14 protein-coding genes are annotated in these 15961 nt (G+C 44.6%); 11 read left to right on the top strand and 3 right to left on the bottom strand.

Annotated elements, in window-relative coordinates; genetic code table 11:
• Positions 1-10 precede the first annotated feature (10 nt).
• Complete coding sequence (locus ACXACS_RS05840) at positions 11-550, top strand: DUF6314 family protein (RefSeq protein WP_474805069.1); 540 nt, start codon at positions 11-13, stop codon at positions 548-550.
• Positions 551-568: 18 nt separating this feature from the next.
• On the opposite strand, the gene ACXACS_RS05845 is transcribed toward ACXACS_RS05840, so the two are convergent.
• Positions 569-1432 (bottom strand): DMT family transporter, encoded by an 864-nt coding sequence (locus tag ACXACS_RS05845; protein WP_474805071.1) that lies wholly within the window; start codon positions 1430-1432, stop codon positions 569-571.
• 93 nt (positions 1433-1525) lie between these two features.
• On the bottom strand, positions 1526-1729 hold the full coding sequence (locus ACXACS_RS05850) for a hypothetical protein (protein WP_474805073.1): 204 nt from the start codon (positions 1727-1729) through the stop codon (positions 1526-1528).
• A 376-nt stretch (positions 1730-2105) separates the two neighbouring features.
• On the opposite strand from ACXACS_RS05850, the gene ACXACS_RS05855 reads away from it, so the two are divergent.
• The 7 genes from ACXACS_RS05855 (at position 2106) to ACXACS_RS05885 (ending at position 11391) form a co-directional block, all read left to right on the top strand.
• Positions 2106-4106, top strand: coding sequence for a peroxidase family protein (locus ACXACS_RS05855; RefSeq protein WP_474805074.1), 2001 nt, complete (start codon positions 2106-2108; stop codon positions 4104-4106).
• A gap of 365 nt (positions 4107-4471) precedes the next feature.
• Positions 4472-6415, top strand: coding sequence for a TonB-dependent receptor plug domain-containing protein (locus ACXACS_RS05860; RefSeq protein ID WP_474805076.1), 1944 nt, complete (start codon positions 4472-4474; stop codon positions 6413-6415).
• A gap of 133 nt (positions 6416-6548) precedes the next feature.
• The gene (locus tag ACXACS_RS05865; protein ID WP_474805077.1) at positions 6549-7691 is read left to right on the top strand and encodes an HmuY family protein; all 1143 of its coding nucleotides are present in this window, start codon (positions 6549-6551) and stop codon (positions 7689-7691) included.
• A 3-nt stretch (positions 7692-7694) separates the two neighbouring features.
• Positions 7695-8651, top strand: a complete 957-nt coding sequence (locus tag ACXACS_RS05870; protein WP_474805079.1) for a heme/hemin ABC transporter substrate-binding protein — start codon at positions 7695-7697, stop codon at positions 8649-8651.
• Positions 8651-9775, top strand: a complete 1125-nt coding sequence (locus tag ACXACS_RS05875) for a FecCD family ABC transporter permease (RefSeq protein WP_474805081.1) — start codon at positions 8651-8653, stop codon at positions 9773-9775. Before ACXACS_RS05870 ends, ACXACS_RS05875 begins: the two co-directional genes overlap by 1 nt.
• Positions 9776-9780: 5 nt before the next feature.
• Entirely contained in the window at positions 9781-10611 is an 831-nt protein-coding gene (locus ACXACS_RS05880; protein WP_474805083.1) for an ABC transporter ATP-binding protein, read from the top strand.
• Positions 10612-10659: 48 nt separating this feature from the next.
• A complete protein-coding gene (locus tag ACXACS_RS05885) occupies positions 10660-11391 on the top strand; it encodes a HugZ family pyridoxamine 5'-phosphate oxidase (RefSeq protein ID WP_474805085.1) in 732 nt (243 codons plus the stop codon).
• Between the two features lie 10 nt (positions 11392-11401).
• Here ACXACS_RS05885 and ACXACS_RS05890 read toward each other — a convergent pair whose 3' ends face one another.
• Positions 11402-11638, bottom strand: coding sequence for a hypothetical protein (locus ACXACS_RS05890; protein WP_474809344.1), 237 nt, complete (start codon positions 11636-11638; stop codon positions 11402-11404).
• On the opposite strand from ACXACS_RS05890, the gene ACXACS_RS05895 reads away from it, so the two are divergent.
• The 3 genes from ACXACS_RS05895 (at position 11607) to ACXACS_RS05905 (ending at position 15960) form a co-directional block, all read left to right on the top strand.
• On the top strand, positions 11607-11963 hold the full coding sequence (locus ACXACS_RS05895; protein ID WP_474809213.1) for a Dabb family protein: 357 nt from the start codon (positions 11607-11609) through the stop codon (positions 11961-11963). The genes ACXACS_RS05890 and ACXACS_RS05895 overlap by 32 nt on opposite strands.
• A 260-nt stretch (positions 11964-12223) precedes the next feature.
• Positions 12224-12934, top strand: coding sequence for a hypothetical protein (locus tag ACXACS_RS05900; RefSeq protein WP_474805087.1), 711 nt, complete (start codon positions 12224-12226; stop codon positions 12932-12934).
• Positions 12935-13029: 95 nt separating this feature from the next.
• Entirely contained in the window at positions 13030-15960 is a 2931-nt protein-coding gene (locus tag ACXACS_RS05905; protein ID WP_474805089.1) for a cadherin-like domain-containing protein, read from the top strand.
• Position 15961: the final 1 nt, after the last annotated feature.

Genomic DNA, 15961 nt, shown 5'->3' on the forward strand with positions numbered 1-15961 from the left:
GGGAGGCGCAATGACCATTAATTCTCCTAATACCTTGGACGATTTTGCTGGACGATGGACGCTATCGCGCAAAATTCTCCAGAGAAACGGCGATGTATTTACCTTTTCTGGCAAAGCTGAATTTAGCTGGCTTGAAGGCAAAAGCTACATAGGTGAAAGCTATGTAGATAACGGCCACATCGGCAAAGACAATATAGCCAAAAAACACAAAGGCAAAAAACACGAAGACAACGTCGGCGCAAAAAAGGAAATGTGCAGCTTAGCGTATAACGAAAAAGGTGAGGTAATTGCGCCTAACGGCAATGTAATGCCTGCAGAACGTCGGTATTTCTGGCAGCAGCCTCAAACTGGTTTGTTTGAGGTGTTGTTCGACGATGAACGCTATTTTCATACATTTAGTGCGAGCAACCCGAACGCCGAACACTTATGCGGCGATGACAAATACGTAGTGCGCTATGATTTCTCTGCCTGGCCGGTGTGGCGCTCAACATGGCAGGTCAAAGGCCCGCGCAAAGACTACACCATGGTAAGTGAGTATAGCCCAGCGTAGAGTCGGCTTTGTTTAGACTTAGATCTGCTTCTGTTTTTTGTTGTATTGATGAGACATCCAAAGCGCAATAGCAATGATAGCACCGCCAAGAAACAGACGAGTGAAATCAGTGTCTTTTTGCCAAAGCAGTAAGTTAACCACAAGCCCTGCCGGAATCAGCGCGTTATTCATTATGGCTAACGTACCACCAGAGACTTTTAGCGCGCCTTGATTCCAAAAGTAATAGCCAAGCCCCGATGCGACAATACCCAACCACAGTAGCACTCCCCACTGCTCGGTATTCTGCGGGAGCTGGCTTGTGTTGCCGAATAGGAAAAATGCAGGCAAGGCTACAACTAACGCGCCTAAATAAAACCACGCGAATACGTTGTGATAGGGTACTTGAGCTGTAAAAGTCGAGGTCAGCTTTTTATAACCCACTTGCCCTAGCGCAAAGGAAAGGTTAGCACCTTGAACAATGGCAAAACCAAACCAGTAGTTATCAGTCACGCCATCAAAACGAATTATTGCTGCCCCAGCGGTGGCGATAAGTGCGCACAATAAATAAAACGGGGTAAACCGCTTAAACAGGGCGTCGTTTAACATAACGACATAAAGTGGCGTAAAAATGGTGAAAAGCAACACTTCTGGCACGGTTAAATACAAAAACGCGTGGTAGAAGAAAATGTACATTAACCCCAGCTGCACAGCACCTAAAGCCGCCAACGCCGCTTTTTGCTTTGCGTTTAACAATGATACTTTTAGAAACGGAAGGAACACCGCTGCAGCAAGAATTATGCGGGTTAATACGGCAAAGTAGCTATCTACTGAGCCGGCCAAGAATTCACCGATAAGCGAAAAGGAAAATGCCCATAGGACTGTAACTGCAACAAGGTATAGCACGCGTTTCTCTTTTTCTAAGTAGGACGCGCGCTAAAGTATTGCAATGGGCAGTATTTATCAACTAATAGCTTGTTTGGACATTACTGATAACATTTAGTGAACAACGCTAGAAAGTACAGGCACTGGCGCTGACTCAACTTTTTTGTTGCCCTTATTACTTTCCTTAAATTCGCCAGCTTCCTCAACCAGCGCCGTCATAGCGTCAATAATATCTAAAAAGCTTGATAACTGCTCTGGCGTTAGGCCATTAGACAAATTTTCGATTTTATTGATAAGTTGTTTAGTAGGTAGGCGCATAGTGTCAAAATCTCGTTGTTTTCTAGCATGAAAGCTAAATTTTCAAGGTATAGCGTTATCAAAAACGTTATTTTCAACTAAATACTTCAATAAACTTGCCAACTTTTTTCTGACGGTTTTGTGCAAAAATCGTTGCTTATCAGTTTTTTGTATCATTTAAATTATTTCTAATCTTGTTTTGCGTTCAGCGATATCTATTAAACCTAATGATAACGGCTGCTTTTCCATGTCGAAATTATAAGTAGTTTCTCCGCGTGTTGCTCTATTAGCACGTTGTAGTGAGTTATTACTAAGCAGTGAGTTCATGATTAAGTACGTTTTAATCTGTTCTCGTAAACCTAGTTACTTCTTGTAGAAGTGAAAGAAGGCGTTGAATATGAAAAAAGTAAGAATGTCACTGACAGCAGCTGTTATTGCCATCAGTGCCTGTAGTTCTGATGAAAACAATGTTAATACACCCCCTGTAGTAGAAGCAGGGGAGAGGCAAACAATAGATGAAAGGTCTATGGTAGTGCTTCAGGGTAATGCTAGCGATACACAAGGTAGCGTTAGCGTTCAATGGGAGCAAATATCAGGAGAGTCGGTTGATATCGAAGATGCAAGCTCACTTAATGCGAGTTTTCGAGCACCGTCTACCTCAGATGACGAAACCCTAGTGTTTCGACTTACCGCAACAGATAGTGAAGGGGTTACGGCCTCAGACGATGTAACTGTTGTGGTAAACGACCGTAGAGCCTCGTCACAAGGTATCGACGAAGACGCCAATGAACGACGTGAACGAGTAAATAACGACAGGGACGACGACAACGACTTTGTTGATAACAGAGAAGTGAGAACAATTGATGGCTCTTTAAATAATAATGCCAATCCACTTTGGGGGGCAGCATTTACTCAATTAAAACGGTGGGTTGATCCTGATTACGAAGATGGCGTTGCTTCAATGTCAGGCATTAATCGTCCTAGTGCTCGTTTGATTTCCAATAATATACATCATCAAGATACGGGCGAAGTTATCCCAAACACTTTCGGTACATCTGATTTTGTTTGGCAGTGGGGGCAATTTATCGATCATGATTTTGGTCTAACGGATGGCTTAGAAGAAGTGGCCGATATTCCGGTGCCCGTTGGAGATGCGCTTTTTGACCCTCGAAGTACGGGAACCGCAACTATCCTGTTCTCAAGAGCTATTTTCGACCATGATACGGGCACATCTACCCGAAATCCGCGAGAGCAAGAAAACGAGCTAACTGCGTGGATCGATGGAAGCATGGTCTATGGGTCTGACGAAGAACGTGCTTTGGCGATAAGAGTAGGGGAAAATAGCCCTTACTTAGACACAAGCGAGGGTAACTTACTGCCTTTCAATACCAGCGGGCAAACCAATGGTAACGCGTTTGGTGTGGAAGACGACGAGCTGTTTCTAGGTGGTGAAGTGCGTGCCAATGAGCAGGTTGGACTTACTGTTATGCACACTCTGTGGGTAAGGGAGCACAATCGACTTGCGGCTATATTGGAAGAACAGTCGCCAGGTGCATCTGGTGAAGAAATTTTCCAAGCAGCACGGCGACTGGTTATAGCTGAAATACAGTCTATTACTTACAACGAATACTTGCCTGCACTGATAGGTGACAACGCATTGTCTCGCTATCAAGGCTATGACAACACAGTGGACCCTGGGCTTTATAATGCATTTTCTGTGGCTGCGTTTCGTCATGGTCATTCGCTAATAAACGACCAAATTTTGCGACTTGATGCACAAGGAAATACGATTGACGAAGGGAATTTGTCGGTAAGAGAAGTGTTCTTTACTGCGCCCAGCATTCTTACCGATGAGCAAAGTATTGAGCCTATTTTAAGAGGCCTCGCAAGTCAGTTGCACCAAGCCATCGACGTGAAAGTAACCAGTGAGCTGCGTAACTTTCTATTCGGTTTGCCGGGGCAAGGCGGACTAGACCTAGTTGCACTAAACATTCAACGAGGGCGAGATCATGGCGTACCTTCTTACAATGAAATGCGTGCCCAATTCGGTTTGGAGCCTAGACAGTCCTTTAGTGAAGTAACCTCAAATACTGAGTTACAACTTGCGCTAGAGGCGACCTACGACAGTATTGACGATATTGACTTGTTCACGGGCGGTCTTGCTGAAGACCCTGTGGCGGAAGAAGGTTCCCAGTTAGGCCCTTTGTTTCGCGCAATGATTACCGAGCAGTTTGAAGCACTTCGAGATGGTGACAGATTTTGGTACCAAAATTATCTAACAGATGAAGAGCTAGACATGATTGAGGGGGTGACGCTAGCTGATGTTATTCGTAACAACACAGGTATTGGAAATGAAATACCAGACAATGTGTTTTACGTAAGCGACTCGACTAACTAGCTACAAATTACATACCGCTACACAACTTGTGTAGTGGTATTTTCTTTATTCCAATTTATCTTTTAGTAGGGGAATACTATTTCTAAAAATAGAAAGGAATAGGCAACTTTTCTTTCAGTTCAGCTTTTTGGTATTCCTTCTTTCACTTCTCCATGTTGTTTACTCCACATCTTTCCACTGTTTTTGTCGCACAAGGCTGAAAATTTTATCATTGCCTATCATTCTGTTTTTATTGCAAAAAGCGTTTAAAAATAAATGGCCATGTGGGGTATTTATACTGAATATCCATTTTTCTTCTTGCAAAACGTTTCTAAATAAATAAGATCAAACGCAAATCATTATCATTTGCGTTAAAAGAAAAATAAATGAAACGAGCCTACGTTGTACCTTCACTTGCCATAGCCGCCACGCTTCCTTTGGCTTTTTCAGTTTTAGCGGAAGATGACCTAGAGCGCGTTGTGGTGACTGGTACTAGGACGCCGAAATTACTGGCTTCTTCACCAGTGAAGGTTGATGTAGTTGATAAAGAAGAGATTGCTCGATTAAGTAAAGGCACGCTACGCCAAGTGCTTGAAGTGATGCCCGGTGTTGTGGTTAGGCGCAGTCAAAAAGACGGGTACAACGTTCAGCTAAATGGCTTCAATGGTGACCATGTGCTGGTGCTAATCAACGGCCAACCTATTATTTCACCTACAGGTTCTTCGGTCGACCTTGACCAAATTAGCGTGGCTAATATTAAGCAAATTGAAATTGTGCGAGGCGCTGCTTCTGTGCTTTACGGCAGCTCTGCTATGGGCGGTGTTATCAATATCATTACCGAAAGGGTAGAAGGCTCGCGGTTTTCAGCAGACTACGAGGCATCTTATTTTACCGATGATGCAATTGACGGTGATGAATTCGGGCACACGTCTAGGGTTACTGCAGCGAAAGCAGTAAGCAATTGGCAGCTTGGCATAACGGCTCAGAACATTACTAACCCGGGTTTTGATTACGACGGCGAAACTACATCACAAGATGGTGGCGCGGTAGACAAATCTTTTGTGCAAATGTCTTTATCTACGTTGATAAATAGCGTTAGCGTGCAATATAAAGGGCAATGGCTGGACGAGCAAAAAGACAAACCTCAGTCATCAATACCAGGCCAAGCCACCATTATTAGTTATCTTTCTAACGTTACTCAGTGGCAGCACGATGTTCGCGTTGAGCAACAATACGATTGGCATATCAACACGCGCTATCTTTCACATGATGAAGAGAGTGGTAACAGCAACGGGTTGCGTCAAACCGATATTCAGCTAGCGGAACTAGAAGCGCAGAAAATTTATTCTACCGAAGATATCGAGTGGGTAGGCGGCCTTGTTTTACATGGCGACACGCTGGACCAGCAAAACCTCAGCACGGGCACGGTTGAAGTTGACGATGTAAGTCGTGAAAGTGCCGAGCTTTATTTACAAGGAAACTGGCAGAAAAACGACACCCAGCTTTTAGCAGGCGCAAGAATACAAAACGATTCTGATTTTGGTTGGCATACTGCATTTAAAGCAAGTGCAAGCCAGTCAATTAGTGCTGACAGTACTTCGTGGCAACTTCGCGCAGGGGCTGGCAGTAGTTATCGCGTGCCTAACCTTAAGGAACGCTATTACATATTTGACCACAGTAACTTGGGTTATATGGTGCTTGGCAACGACGCGCTTACCCCTGAAACAGCGCTAAATGCCAACTTAGGCGCTAACCTTCGAGTAGAACCGACCCAAAGTGACTGGTTATATCACCTTGATATTAACCTTCATTACACTAAAGCTGATGACTTCATCACCACGGCGGTAGATGTGGACGCATCGCAAGAAGCAGGTTTAGATATTTCAGTTTATCAAAACCTCGATGAAGCCACCCTTTACGGTGCAGATCTAAGCGCCAGCGTGCAGAATGATAATTGGCAGTGGCAACTGAATTACAGTTATTTAATTGCTGAAGATGGTAATTCTCAGCGCTTGCCTGAACGCCCTACGCACTTAGTTAAAGCATCCGTTACTTATCAGTTTAGCCAAACCGACACCAGCCTTCAGCTTTACGGAGTGCATGAGGGAAATGTATCTCCTTCCAGTGGCTATACATCAGTTTTCAAAGACAGCTTTACCACGCTAAACGCAGTTGTACAGCACCAGTTCACGCCTCAGTGGCAAGCGCGCCTCGGGCTTGAAAACCTCACCGATGAGCATCGCTCAACCGACGCACTTCTAGCGGGGACTTTCGACGCAAGGCCGATTGCTGCAAGGCGGTTGTATCTGGGCGTGAGTTTTCAGTATTGAAATAACCATTAAACGAAAGCACCGACATAGAAAACAGCGTTTGAGATCAAAACAAAAAATACCTAACGGCAGATCCCAAACCAACAACTAAAAACCGCTGGTTAATTCGGCGAACTTTAAAAAAGGAAAACACATGAACAAAACGTATTTGGCGCTATTGCTTGCCATGACATTCGGTTTAACTGCTTGTGGTGGTTCAAGTAGCGATGACACCTCAGTTGAAACGCCTGATCAAGTAACCGATGGCAGTGGAGATTCAGATGACGGAAGCAGTAACGGCGAAAACGAAGAGGCAACAATTTATGGGCCTTTTAGTACAGGGTCTACATCCGAGCCTGTGGCCGTTTATTTTGACTTAGATACACAAACACAACTTACGCTTACTGAAGAAGAAGCCGCAACGGATACCACGTGGGATATTGGCTTTAAGCGTACCAATGTGTTTTTGAATACAAACCAGGAAACCGCTGTTAGCCTTTACTTTACCGGAAATAACAGCGACTTTTACGATGATACGGGCGCACCAGTGTCTGACTTGTTCTTAAATGCTACGGCTGATAGCGAACTAGACGACTACTTAGCTGTTACTCAAAGCGATATACCAGAAGCTGAAGCGTTCAGCACAGATACAGAAACCCAAGTGATCGGCGATACCTTTTACAACTACGACTTTACTACTCACGTAGTAACGCCAAATGAAGAGACGTATTACATTGTGTCCTCTGACAGCAACTACACAAAATTTCACGTTACCGACATTGTCACTGAAGGGCGAGGTATTGGCGAAATAACCCTTGGCGTTATGCATCAAAGTGTACTTGACGGGCAAAGCACCTTTGCTGAAGAAGTTGCACTTACCGTTGATGCAGTGGGTTGTAGCGACGCCGTTTACGTTGACTTTGATATGCAGCAAGTAGTTACACAAGCGGACGGTTGGGACTTATCTATTCCGTGTGCGGACGGGGCGGGGGAATTTACCCTTTCTATTGCTGATGATGCAACCGTACTTCGCACCGACGCTGAAACGTACGATGGCGTGGATACCGAAGCGGCACAGTTTTATGGCTTCAGTGAAGAGACCGTTAGCGAGTACGCTATGGCTACGAACAACTGGTATTTCTACGACAGTACCAGCCACTTACTTTACTCACAGTTTGGGGTTTATTTAGTTCAGTCTGGCGACACTACCTACAAGCTTCAAATTACCAGCTATTACGATGAAGAGGGAACATCAGGTGCGTACAGTTTCCGCGCCGACCCGGTAAGTGGAGAGTAAACAATGTTGCAAAAGGCTCTTTCACTTTCATCTATTGCCGTAAAAGCGATGTGTACTGTGATGGCGGGGTGGAGTTTGTTTGCGGGAGGGGCGTTTAGCGCCCCTTTAGTTGAACCGCAAACTACATCTCCTAGAATTGTTACCGCTGGCGGCAGTATCACCGAAATTGTTTTCGCGTTAGGACGAGGCGATTGGGTAATTGCTACTGACAGTACCAGTATGTACCCAAAAGAAGCGGCAAGTTTAACTAAGCTTGGGTACTTTCGACAGCTCAGCACTGAAGGAGTATTGGCCCAACAGCCCACAATGCTGCTAGGAGCTGAGGCGACAGGCCCAAGTGTTGCGCTTGAACAAATAGCCCATGCTGGCGTAGAGGTTACTACCTTTAACGTAGACAAAAACTTAAGTGGCCTTAAGCGCCTAGTACTGGATATTGGCGAAAAACTATCGGCAAGTGATAACGCCATTACCCTTGTTCACGATATTGAAAAGAAGGTAGAGCAACAAAAAGCGCGGTTCGCAGATAAAACCTTAGCGTTCAATACGCCAATTAAAGCACTCTTTGTGGTGGCGAACAATGACAGAGGAATAACGGTTGCGGGTAAAAATACTGTGCCCCAAGCGCTATTCGATACGCTGGGTATCGTTAATATAGGTGCAGCAGTGGAAGGTTACAAAGTGATGAGCGCAGAGTCTGTGCTGATGCAAAATCCTGATATTGTGATTGCCGCTGGGCACATGCTACGTGGGAAAAGCGCGAAGGACGCCCTTTGTACGCACCATGCGTTGGCAGCCACCTTTGCTGGTATCCATTGCCTGGTTGAAGCCATGGATAGCAGCATAAGTTTGGGCCTTTCTCCGCGCTTTGATGTAGCGCTTCAGCATGTTGCAGAGTATGCAGAAAAAGCTATTGAAATTAAGCAAGCGCAAAACGCGGCTAACAGTAGTACGAGTCAATAATGCAGTTATCTTCGGCAGCTAAGCACAGTGATAACCTAGCTGATAAGCCAGGCGATAGTGCGTCTATGTCTGTGGTACTTCAGCTTATTAATGCCCGCGCGCAGCGAAAACGTATTGGCATAGGAATATTGGTTGTATTGCTGTTGCTCTGTGCTTATGTGGGGTTAACCCGCGGCAGTTTACCAATTGATATTGAACAGCAACTTAGATACTTCATTAGCGGCGGAAATACCGCGGCAAATAGCACCCATTGGTATGTGTTGTCTGAAATAAGGCTGCCGAGGGTGATCATGACAATGCTGATTGGCGCGCTTCTAGCCGTATCTGGCTGTGCAATGCAGGGGCTAGTGCGTAATCCTCTTGCCGACCCTGGTTTAATTGGTATTGCAGGTGGCGCAGCCGCAGCCGCAGCTCTTAGTATGACCATAGTACCTCCCCTCATCCCTGCGCTTGAGTCTATATGGGTAGCCATGTGGGCCTTTGGTGGTGCACTACTTTCTGTATGGACAGTGCTTCGGTTTTCAAATGGGCCGCAAGGCGTTTCAGTAGCCGCGCTTATTTTGGCAGGGGTTGCCATTAACGCCTTAACCGGAACTGTGATAGGGGCTATTAGTTATGTAGCAAGCGATGATGCACTTCGCCAAATAAGCTACTGGACCATGGGTAGCCTTGCCGGAGCAAGCTGGACGCTTTGTGGTCTTATTGCGCTAGCTGGGCTTGTTGCTTTTACTGGTCTTATGAAGTCACGTAATGCGCTTAATTTACTTGCGCTTGGTGAAAAAGAGGCGGCCTATATGGGGCTTAATGTTACCCGATACAAACACTGGGTTTTATGGCTGGTGGCGTTCTCTGTGGCACTAGCGACGGCGCTGTGCGGCATTATTGGCTTTGTAGGTTTGGTGGTGCCCCACATGTGCAGGGCAATTTTTGGTGTAAACCACCGGGTGCTAATACCTGCCTGCGCACTAATGGGCGCGTTGCTATTAATGGTTGCCGATACATTGGCTCGTACCTTATTTGTGCCTATGGAAATACCTATTGGTATTGTTACATCAGCAGTAGGGGCGCCATTTTTCCTTTACTTACTGTGGCAACAACGCCGTATATTTAGTGGTGGGGTGTAGCTGCTATGAAAATTGAAAGCTTAGAGCAAAGCGATAACGATAAACGGTTAAACACTGAGTTGCTTACATTAAAAAATGTTGTCATTGCCAGAGGTAAAAAGCGCTTGCTAGAGCAAATATCGTTGTCATTTAACACTGGCGAATTTACAGCGATAGCGGGTGAAAACGGATGTGGCAAATCTACGCTTCTAAGTATGCTCAGTGGTGTAGAAACGCCATCTGGTGGAACGCTAACCCTTGACGGGCAAGAGATTAGCTCGCTAAGCGCAAACCAGTTAGCAAAGCAGCGTGCAGTGATGGCACAAAGCGCTGCAACGCCATTTGGATTTATCGCCGACGAGCTACTTCATTTGGCGCGGTATCAGCATATTGAATCGCTAGAACACAAAAGTCGTCTGATTAATCTTGTAGCCGAGCAGTTCGACATTACGCACTTACTTACTCGAAATATTCAAACCTTATCTGGCGGAGAAAGGCAAAGGGTTTTTTTAGCCAAGGCAGTTCTTCAAATATTGCCAAGTGATCAGAATGAGACGTTGGAAGGCAAGCTTTTGCTGTTAGATGAACCCACCTCAGCGCTGGATTTACGTCACCAGAAACTGGTCATGCAGCAACTGGTCGCGTTACGAGAAAAAGGGCTTTGCATTATTTGCGTAAGTCACGATCTGAATTTAATTTCGCCTTACTGCAACAGACTTATTTTACTGGGTGAAAAGCGTTGCTTAGCCGACGGAGCACCAACGCAAGTGCTCACTACCGATATGCTATCTCGGTGCTATCACACCCAGTTAAACCTAATTAAAAACGAACAAAAACAAGTTTTCGTCACACATTAACTATAGCGAAAATATAGCGAAAACCGATAAACAAGAACGGAGTTAACCATGAGTATGCAATATATTGCATTTCAAGCAAAACAGCTAAGCCGCACCCATCACAGCGGTGTATTGGGAACGCATTCAACATCAATGCCCGGCTACCCTTTTGGTTCGGTTGTACCTTATTATTTAACGTCTGCCGGTGACGCAGTTATTTACATCAGCGATATCGCTCTGCATACGCGCAATATTAAAGCGAACGACAAGGTTAGCTTAACCATTTTCGATGCTAGTGAAGATGACTCTCAGGCGAATGGTCGCGTGACTATTATGGGGAGTGCGGAGCTAGCGAACCAAGATGACGTGAAAGCGCAGTATCTTCGTTTATTCCCACAAGCTAAAAAATACGAGCAAACTCACGACTTCAATTTTTACGTTATTCGTACTGAGCGAGTCCGTTTTATTGGTGGGTTCGGAAAAATCCATTGGGTTGATAAAAACTATTGGCGCGTTGAAGCCCAAGACTGGCATAGCGCACCAGAGGGCATGATTACCCATATGAATGAAGACCATCAGGACGCGATGCAGCTTATCTTGCAGCACAAAATAGGCGTTAACGTTGAAGCGCCGATAATGCACAGTGTATTTCCAGAAGGCATGCATTGCGGTACAGAAAAACAGACTTGGTTTATCCCCTTCGAGGAGCTATGCGCGTCTTCGACGGATGTAAGGAAAGCGTTAGTGAAACTGACCAATGACGCCCGGGAAGCGCTTAATGTACCAAAAGCGGTGTCATAGCTGCTGCAGTTTAGACGATAGCTGGCTGTTTTAAATAATAGCTGGCTATAGTTGCTTCGTTTTCGTCATAGTGCGATGGTAGGTAGACCTTCGATAAAGCGCTTAACCATGGAGCATCAAAGATGACGGATATAAAACGTAGAAAGTTTGTAACGAGTGCCGGCGCACTGGCTTCTTTTGCTGCATTACCTGCTAGTGCCAGTTCTCCAAGTTCTATACCTTCAGCCTCTGCTAAGTATTCAAGCATGAAAAGTAGTATGCTTCCCCCCATACTTCATATGGTTTATTTTTGGCTTAACAATCCCGACTCTAATGAAGATAGAGCGAAGTTGATAGCTGGCTTAGAATCTCTAAAAGCTATACCGCAAATTCATTCCCTTCATATCGGTGTACCTGCCAATACTTTAAAGCGCGATGTTATTGATAATTCCTTTGATGTTTCTGAGCTCATGTTTTTTGAAAGCGTCGAGGCCCAAAATGAATACCAATCTCATCCAATTCATAAACAGTTTGTTGAGCAGTGCTCGGGTTTATGGCGGAAAGTTGTAGTGCGAGATTCTGTCTCGGTATAGGGCTTATTGATTGCTTCTCTTTGTTAATAAAAGTTAGGTTCTGTATTTCGTTGTCGATACCAAGACGCTCAGTAAGAATATGTATTGAAGTGCTAAGGATTGCTTTAGGAGTCACTTCCGAAATACATTTTGGGGACAAATTTTTATCTCTTTGAAACCAATAAGCAGTGCTTGGAAAAATTAAAAGGAGCGTAATGTAAAGTTTCATCATCAAGCATTGAATTTCGCTATACTCCCGTTTTTTCCTCAAGGCATCTTTTATGTTTTTAACTCGTTTTCTAAAGCTTTGCGTACTTGTTGCGGTTGGCCTTTTTTCTTATGAAGCTGTCGCAGGTGTATCGATTAAAAACAAAGAACTTGTGTATGAAGGGCCAATTTCCCAACAAAATAACGAGCGAGCTTTTGAGCTGTATGAAAAAGCCAAAGAGAAGCCATCGTTGCTGGCGATTACCAGTGGTGGTGGCAATGTAGATTTAGGTATGGACTTAGGCGAGTTTATTCTTAAACACAACTTAGATATTAAGGTGAGTACGTTCTGTTTTTCTTCATGCGCAAATTACGTGTTCACTGCGGGCAAAAACAAATGGCTTGGTGAAAACGCAATATTGGGTTGGCACGGGGATGCGGCTTCTGCGTATTGGCGGGATAGCGATATCGATGCCATGGTAAGCCATTTAGAAGGCGAAGAGAAAAGCAAAAAATGGCAAGAACTTCGACAATACTACAACGACATTACACGAAGATCTGTAGCCCGAGAAAAGCGTTTTTTTGAACGAATTTCTACCGACCATGCACTGCTTACCATTGGTTTATCGAAAGAGTTAGTCAAAGCAGCCGTTGAACAAAAGGCAAGAGGGTGGACGGCAACCCCATCACTGCTAAAAAAAATGGGGGTTAATAACATCATGTCTATATCAATTCCTTGGCAGCCGAAGAACAATCCTCGTTTCCCGCTTTTAATTCTTCAATAAAGAAATGTAAAGATTTGAACTTTACATAAATGATAATTGATATCATTCGTATTATTTATTAGTATGCGCTCCCTTTTTGCTTGGAGTTGGCATATATGGCACTTAAGTTCGTTCAAAACAAAGAAAATAAACGAAGAGTTAATGGAAAATTGGCGTATGTGGCTACGTCTGTTTTAGCACTATCTGCATGCGGTGGCGGAAGTGGGGGCAATAGCGCACCTAGCTTAAGCCAAGCTAGTCTATCCATAACTACGCTTGAAGATAATGCCGTAACGGGAACTGTTGTGGCGTCCGACTCAGACGGTGACACGCTAGGCTATTCAGTTGGATCAAGCCCTACCAACGGAAGCTTAACGGTAAGCCAAGACGGTAGTTTTGTTTACACACCAAGTGCCGACTTTTTTGGTGAAGACACCGCAAGTATTATCGTATCTGACAGTATCGAGTCAGTAACTGCATCGCTTACTTTTACTGTTACCAATGTAAACGATTTACCTGTTATCCAAACCTCATCGCTTGTTGTTGGTAGTAATGGTGAAACTACGGGCGTTATCAACGCCACAGATGTTGATGGCGATGCATTAACATTTACTGTTAATACCCAACCTGAACAAGGTGTAGTTGAGATTGATAGTGCCACTGGAGCGTTTACTTTCATCGCGAATGAACTTGCTACGGTTGACGATAGCTTTGTGGTGAGTGTGTCAGATAGCATCGGTGAGCCAGTATTAGGCACTATCGATTTAGGCGCCTCGTATGTCAGTAACGAAGACAAACTGACTTATTATTACGCTTCCTCTCACTCACACATTGCAAACGCTGAAAGCTTGGTTGAAAGCGATAGTGCTGACGATGTAGTTGTTATTACTGACGCAGAAGTGGCAGAAGATAGCTACATCAATATTGCCGTTGGCTACGCGCTAGCAGGCTTCGCAGACTTGAGTTTGCAAACAATCAACGAAAAAATTATCACCCGCCCAGGTAAAGCAGAAGCGTTGCGCTTAAGTGCAAACGAACTGGAAAGGATCGGTAATAGCGACACTGCAAAAACCTTCAGAACCGAAGCCGTAATTCAGCAAAATGCGTATATTGCTGAGCTTGGTTTAGACAACCTAGGCTCGAGCGACGCCAACTTCTATCGTGAGCTTGTAGAAGATTATATAGCGGCGGATGATTTTGACTCTGCAAAGGTTGTGCTAAACATAACCCAAGCCTACGCCGATGAATTGTCAGATTTGACACAAGAGCGCACCACAGCACACGGCAGGTTCGGTGTTTTAGCCACTGATTTGTTAGCAAGCCGTATAGAAGCCTATGCTGAAGAGCAGTCTGATATAAACTACGAATCGGTTATTACCGCAATAGATTATGCTACGCATATTGCAGAGACCACAAGTTTTAACGAAGTAGGTGGGAACAACTATTTTACCAATCGAACCTACCTTTTAGTCGAGGCAACGCGTTATGCCTATGCAGCTAGCTTGATTGGTGATGATAATCAGCAAGTAGCACTTACTGATAGGGCAAAAACATTATTAGCACAAGCCATATCCATGTATGTTACCGCTGATTACGACGAAGACTACCTTGTTGATGTGGCCGATTACGCAGAAGAAACCTTGCGTCGTTACCCTACCGGTCTTGGTTTCCTCGCTGGTCCTTTTGCTGCACTGTATCCAGACTATGTTGCAGCAAACTCTACCGAGACTACTATTGGTAATTTACCCTTAATGTTAGTTGAAGAGGAAGAAGGATCTACAGACTCTGACACTAAAAGAGCCTATCGCGATCACTATGCTTACAGCATTGTAAGTGCCGCATTTAACGGCGAAGACATTGCCCCACTTATTGATGCGCTTACTTATACCTTTACTGAAACCTACAGTGACACCGAATACGTGGTTGAAGCGTTAGTAGAGCAGGATAATTCTGGCTTTTTGGATAAGCGAGCAGCATGGTTTTTACACTATGCGGGCCTGAATGCTGAAGCTCAGCAAGTAACCACAGCGGCTATCGACGTGCTGTCTACACAAGCCTATTTTGATGATGTTGGTTTTAATGTAGACAAATTAGTAGAAAACTATGGCTGTAGCCGTTTCGTCGAGCTTTACGCTGAATTTGGCGGTGATAGTGAAACGCGAAACTCTCTTTACAATACGTGTTTGAATATTGTGGATACGTATTTTGGTGAAGACAGTCAAGCCTCTGAATCGCAAAAAATGAATGCGTATATCAATGCTGCGTTAATTTATCGTACCTTGGGTGACGATGAAGGTATGCAAAGTGCTATGAATACCGCACAAGCAAACGTGGAAGCCCTAGCCGAAGGTGGCGAAGATATTGATAGTTTATTCGAATACCGAATCTATATTGCCAATACTTTCGCGTCGGTAGGCGAGCTTGAAACAGCGGCATCTCTATTTTCTACTATCGCAGACCAAGCGGTAGAAGCGGTAGCTAACGCTGCCACAATTGAAGACAAAGTTGATGCGGTAGACGATATTCTTGGTGAACTTGAGGCGGTTTTCGAACCTGACGACAGCAACGCATTCTTAAACATCGACCACCTGTTACTTGCCACTAAAAAGCATGCTGGAACAAATGAAGAGTACGCCCAGGCTATAGGTAGTATAAAAGCCACGGGTGCTTCTTTATTAGAAAGTTTGCTGGCAGCCACATCTGAATTCGCAGACAGTGAAAACGTCGATTTCTACGAGTCGTTCATTGAGCAATTTGCATGGTTAGGCAATTACGAAGACGCCCAGTCGTTGGCGATTAACGAGATTTACACCACCGCAGATAGCGAAGCCTTATTTGCTGTTATAGCAGAAACAATGGCGACACAAGATGACTTCCCGGCATCGACAATAGCTAACGTAGATACAGACAACGATGGTCTTCCAAACTTCTTTTTATTAAATGCAAGTGATGACGCTATCTCGCAGTCTGGACTTAGTACAGATAACGACGCTGATAACGATGGCATTGAAGATCCCAACGATCTTAACCCTTTAGATCAAGATTAAG

The sequence above is a fragment of the Alteromonas sp. AWM4_230 genome (assembly GCF_056158305.1).

Excerpts from the sequence above, each read along its gene's own strand:
- ACXACS_RS05880 (WP_474805083.1), top strand. The coding sequence starts at position 9,781 with ATGAAAATTGAAAGCTTAGAGCAAAGCGATAACGATAAACGGTTAAAC.
- ACXACS_RS05885 (WP_474805085.1), top strand. The coding sequence starts at position 10,660 with ATGAGTATGCAATATATTGCATTTCAAGCAAAACAGCTAAGCCGCACC.
- ACXACS_RS05840 (WP_474805069.1), top strand. The coding sequence starts at position 11 with ATGACCATTAATTCTCCTAATACCTTGGACGATTTTGCTGGACGATGG.
- ACXACS_RS05900 (WP_474805087.1), top strand. The coding sequence starts at position 12,224 with ATGTTTTTAACTCGTTTTCTAAAGCTTTGCGTACTTGTTGCGGTTGGC.
- ACXACS_RS05890 (WP_474809344.1), bottom strand. The coding sequence starts at position 11,638 with ATGCTTGAATACTTAGCAGAGGCTGAAGGTATAGAACTTGGAGAACTG.
- ACXACS_RS05860 (WP_474805076.1), top strand. The coding sequence starts at position 4,472 with ATGAAACGAGCCTACGTTGTACCTTCACTTGCCATAGCCGCCACGCTT.
- ACXACS_RS05855 (WP_474805074.1), top strand. The coding sequence starts at position 2,106 with ATGAAAAAAGTAAGAATGTCACTGACAGCAGCTGTTATTGCCATCAGT.
- ACXACS_RS05870 (WP_474805079.1), top strand. The coding sequence starts at position 7,695 with ATGTTGCAAAAGGCTCTTTCACTTTCATCTATTGCCGTAAAAGCGATG.
- ACXACS_RS05850 (WP_474805073.1), bottom strand. The coding sequence starts at position 1,729 with ATGCGCCTACCTACTAAACAACTTATCAATAAAATCGAAAATTTGTCT.
- ACXACS_RS05875 (WP_474805081.1), top strand. The coding sequence starts at position 8,651 with ATGCAGTTATCTTCGGCAGCTAAGCACAGTGATAACCTAGCTGATAAG.
- ACXACS_RS05905 (WP_474805089.1), top strand. The coding sequence starts at position 13,030 with ATGGCACTTAAGTTCGTTCAAAACAAAGAAAATAAACGAAGAGTTAAT.
- ACXACS_RS05865 (WP_474805077.1), top strand. The coding sequence starts at position 6,549 with ATGAACAAAACGTATTTGGCGCTATTGCTTGCCATGACATTCGGTTTA.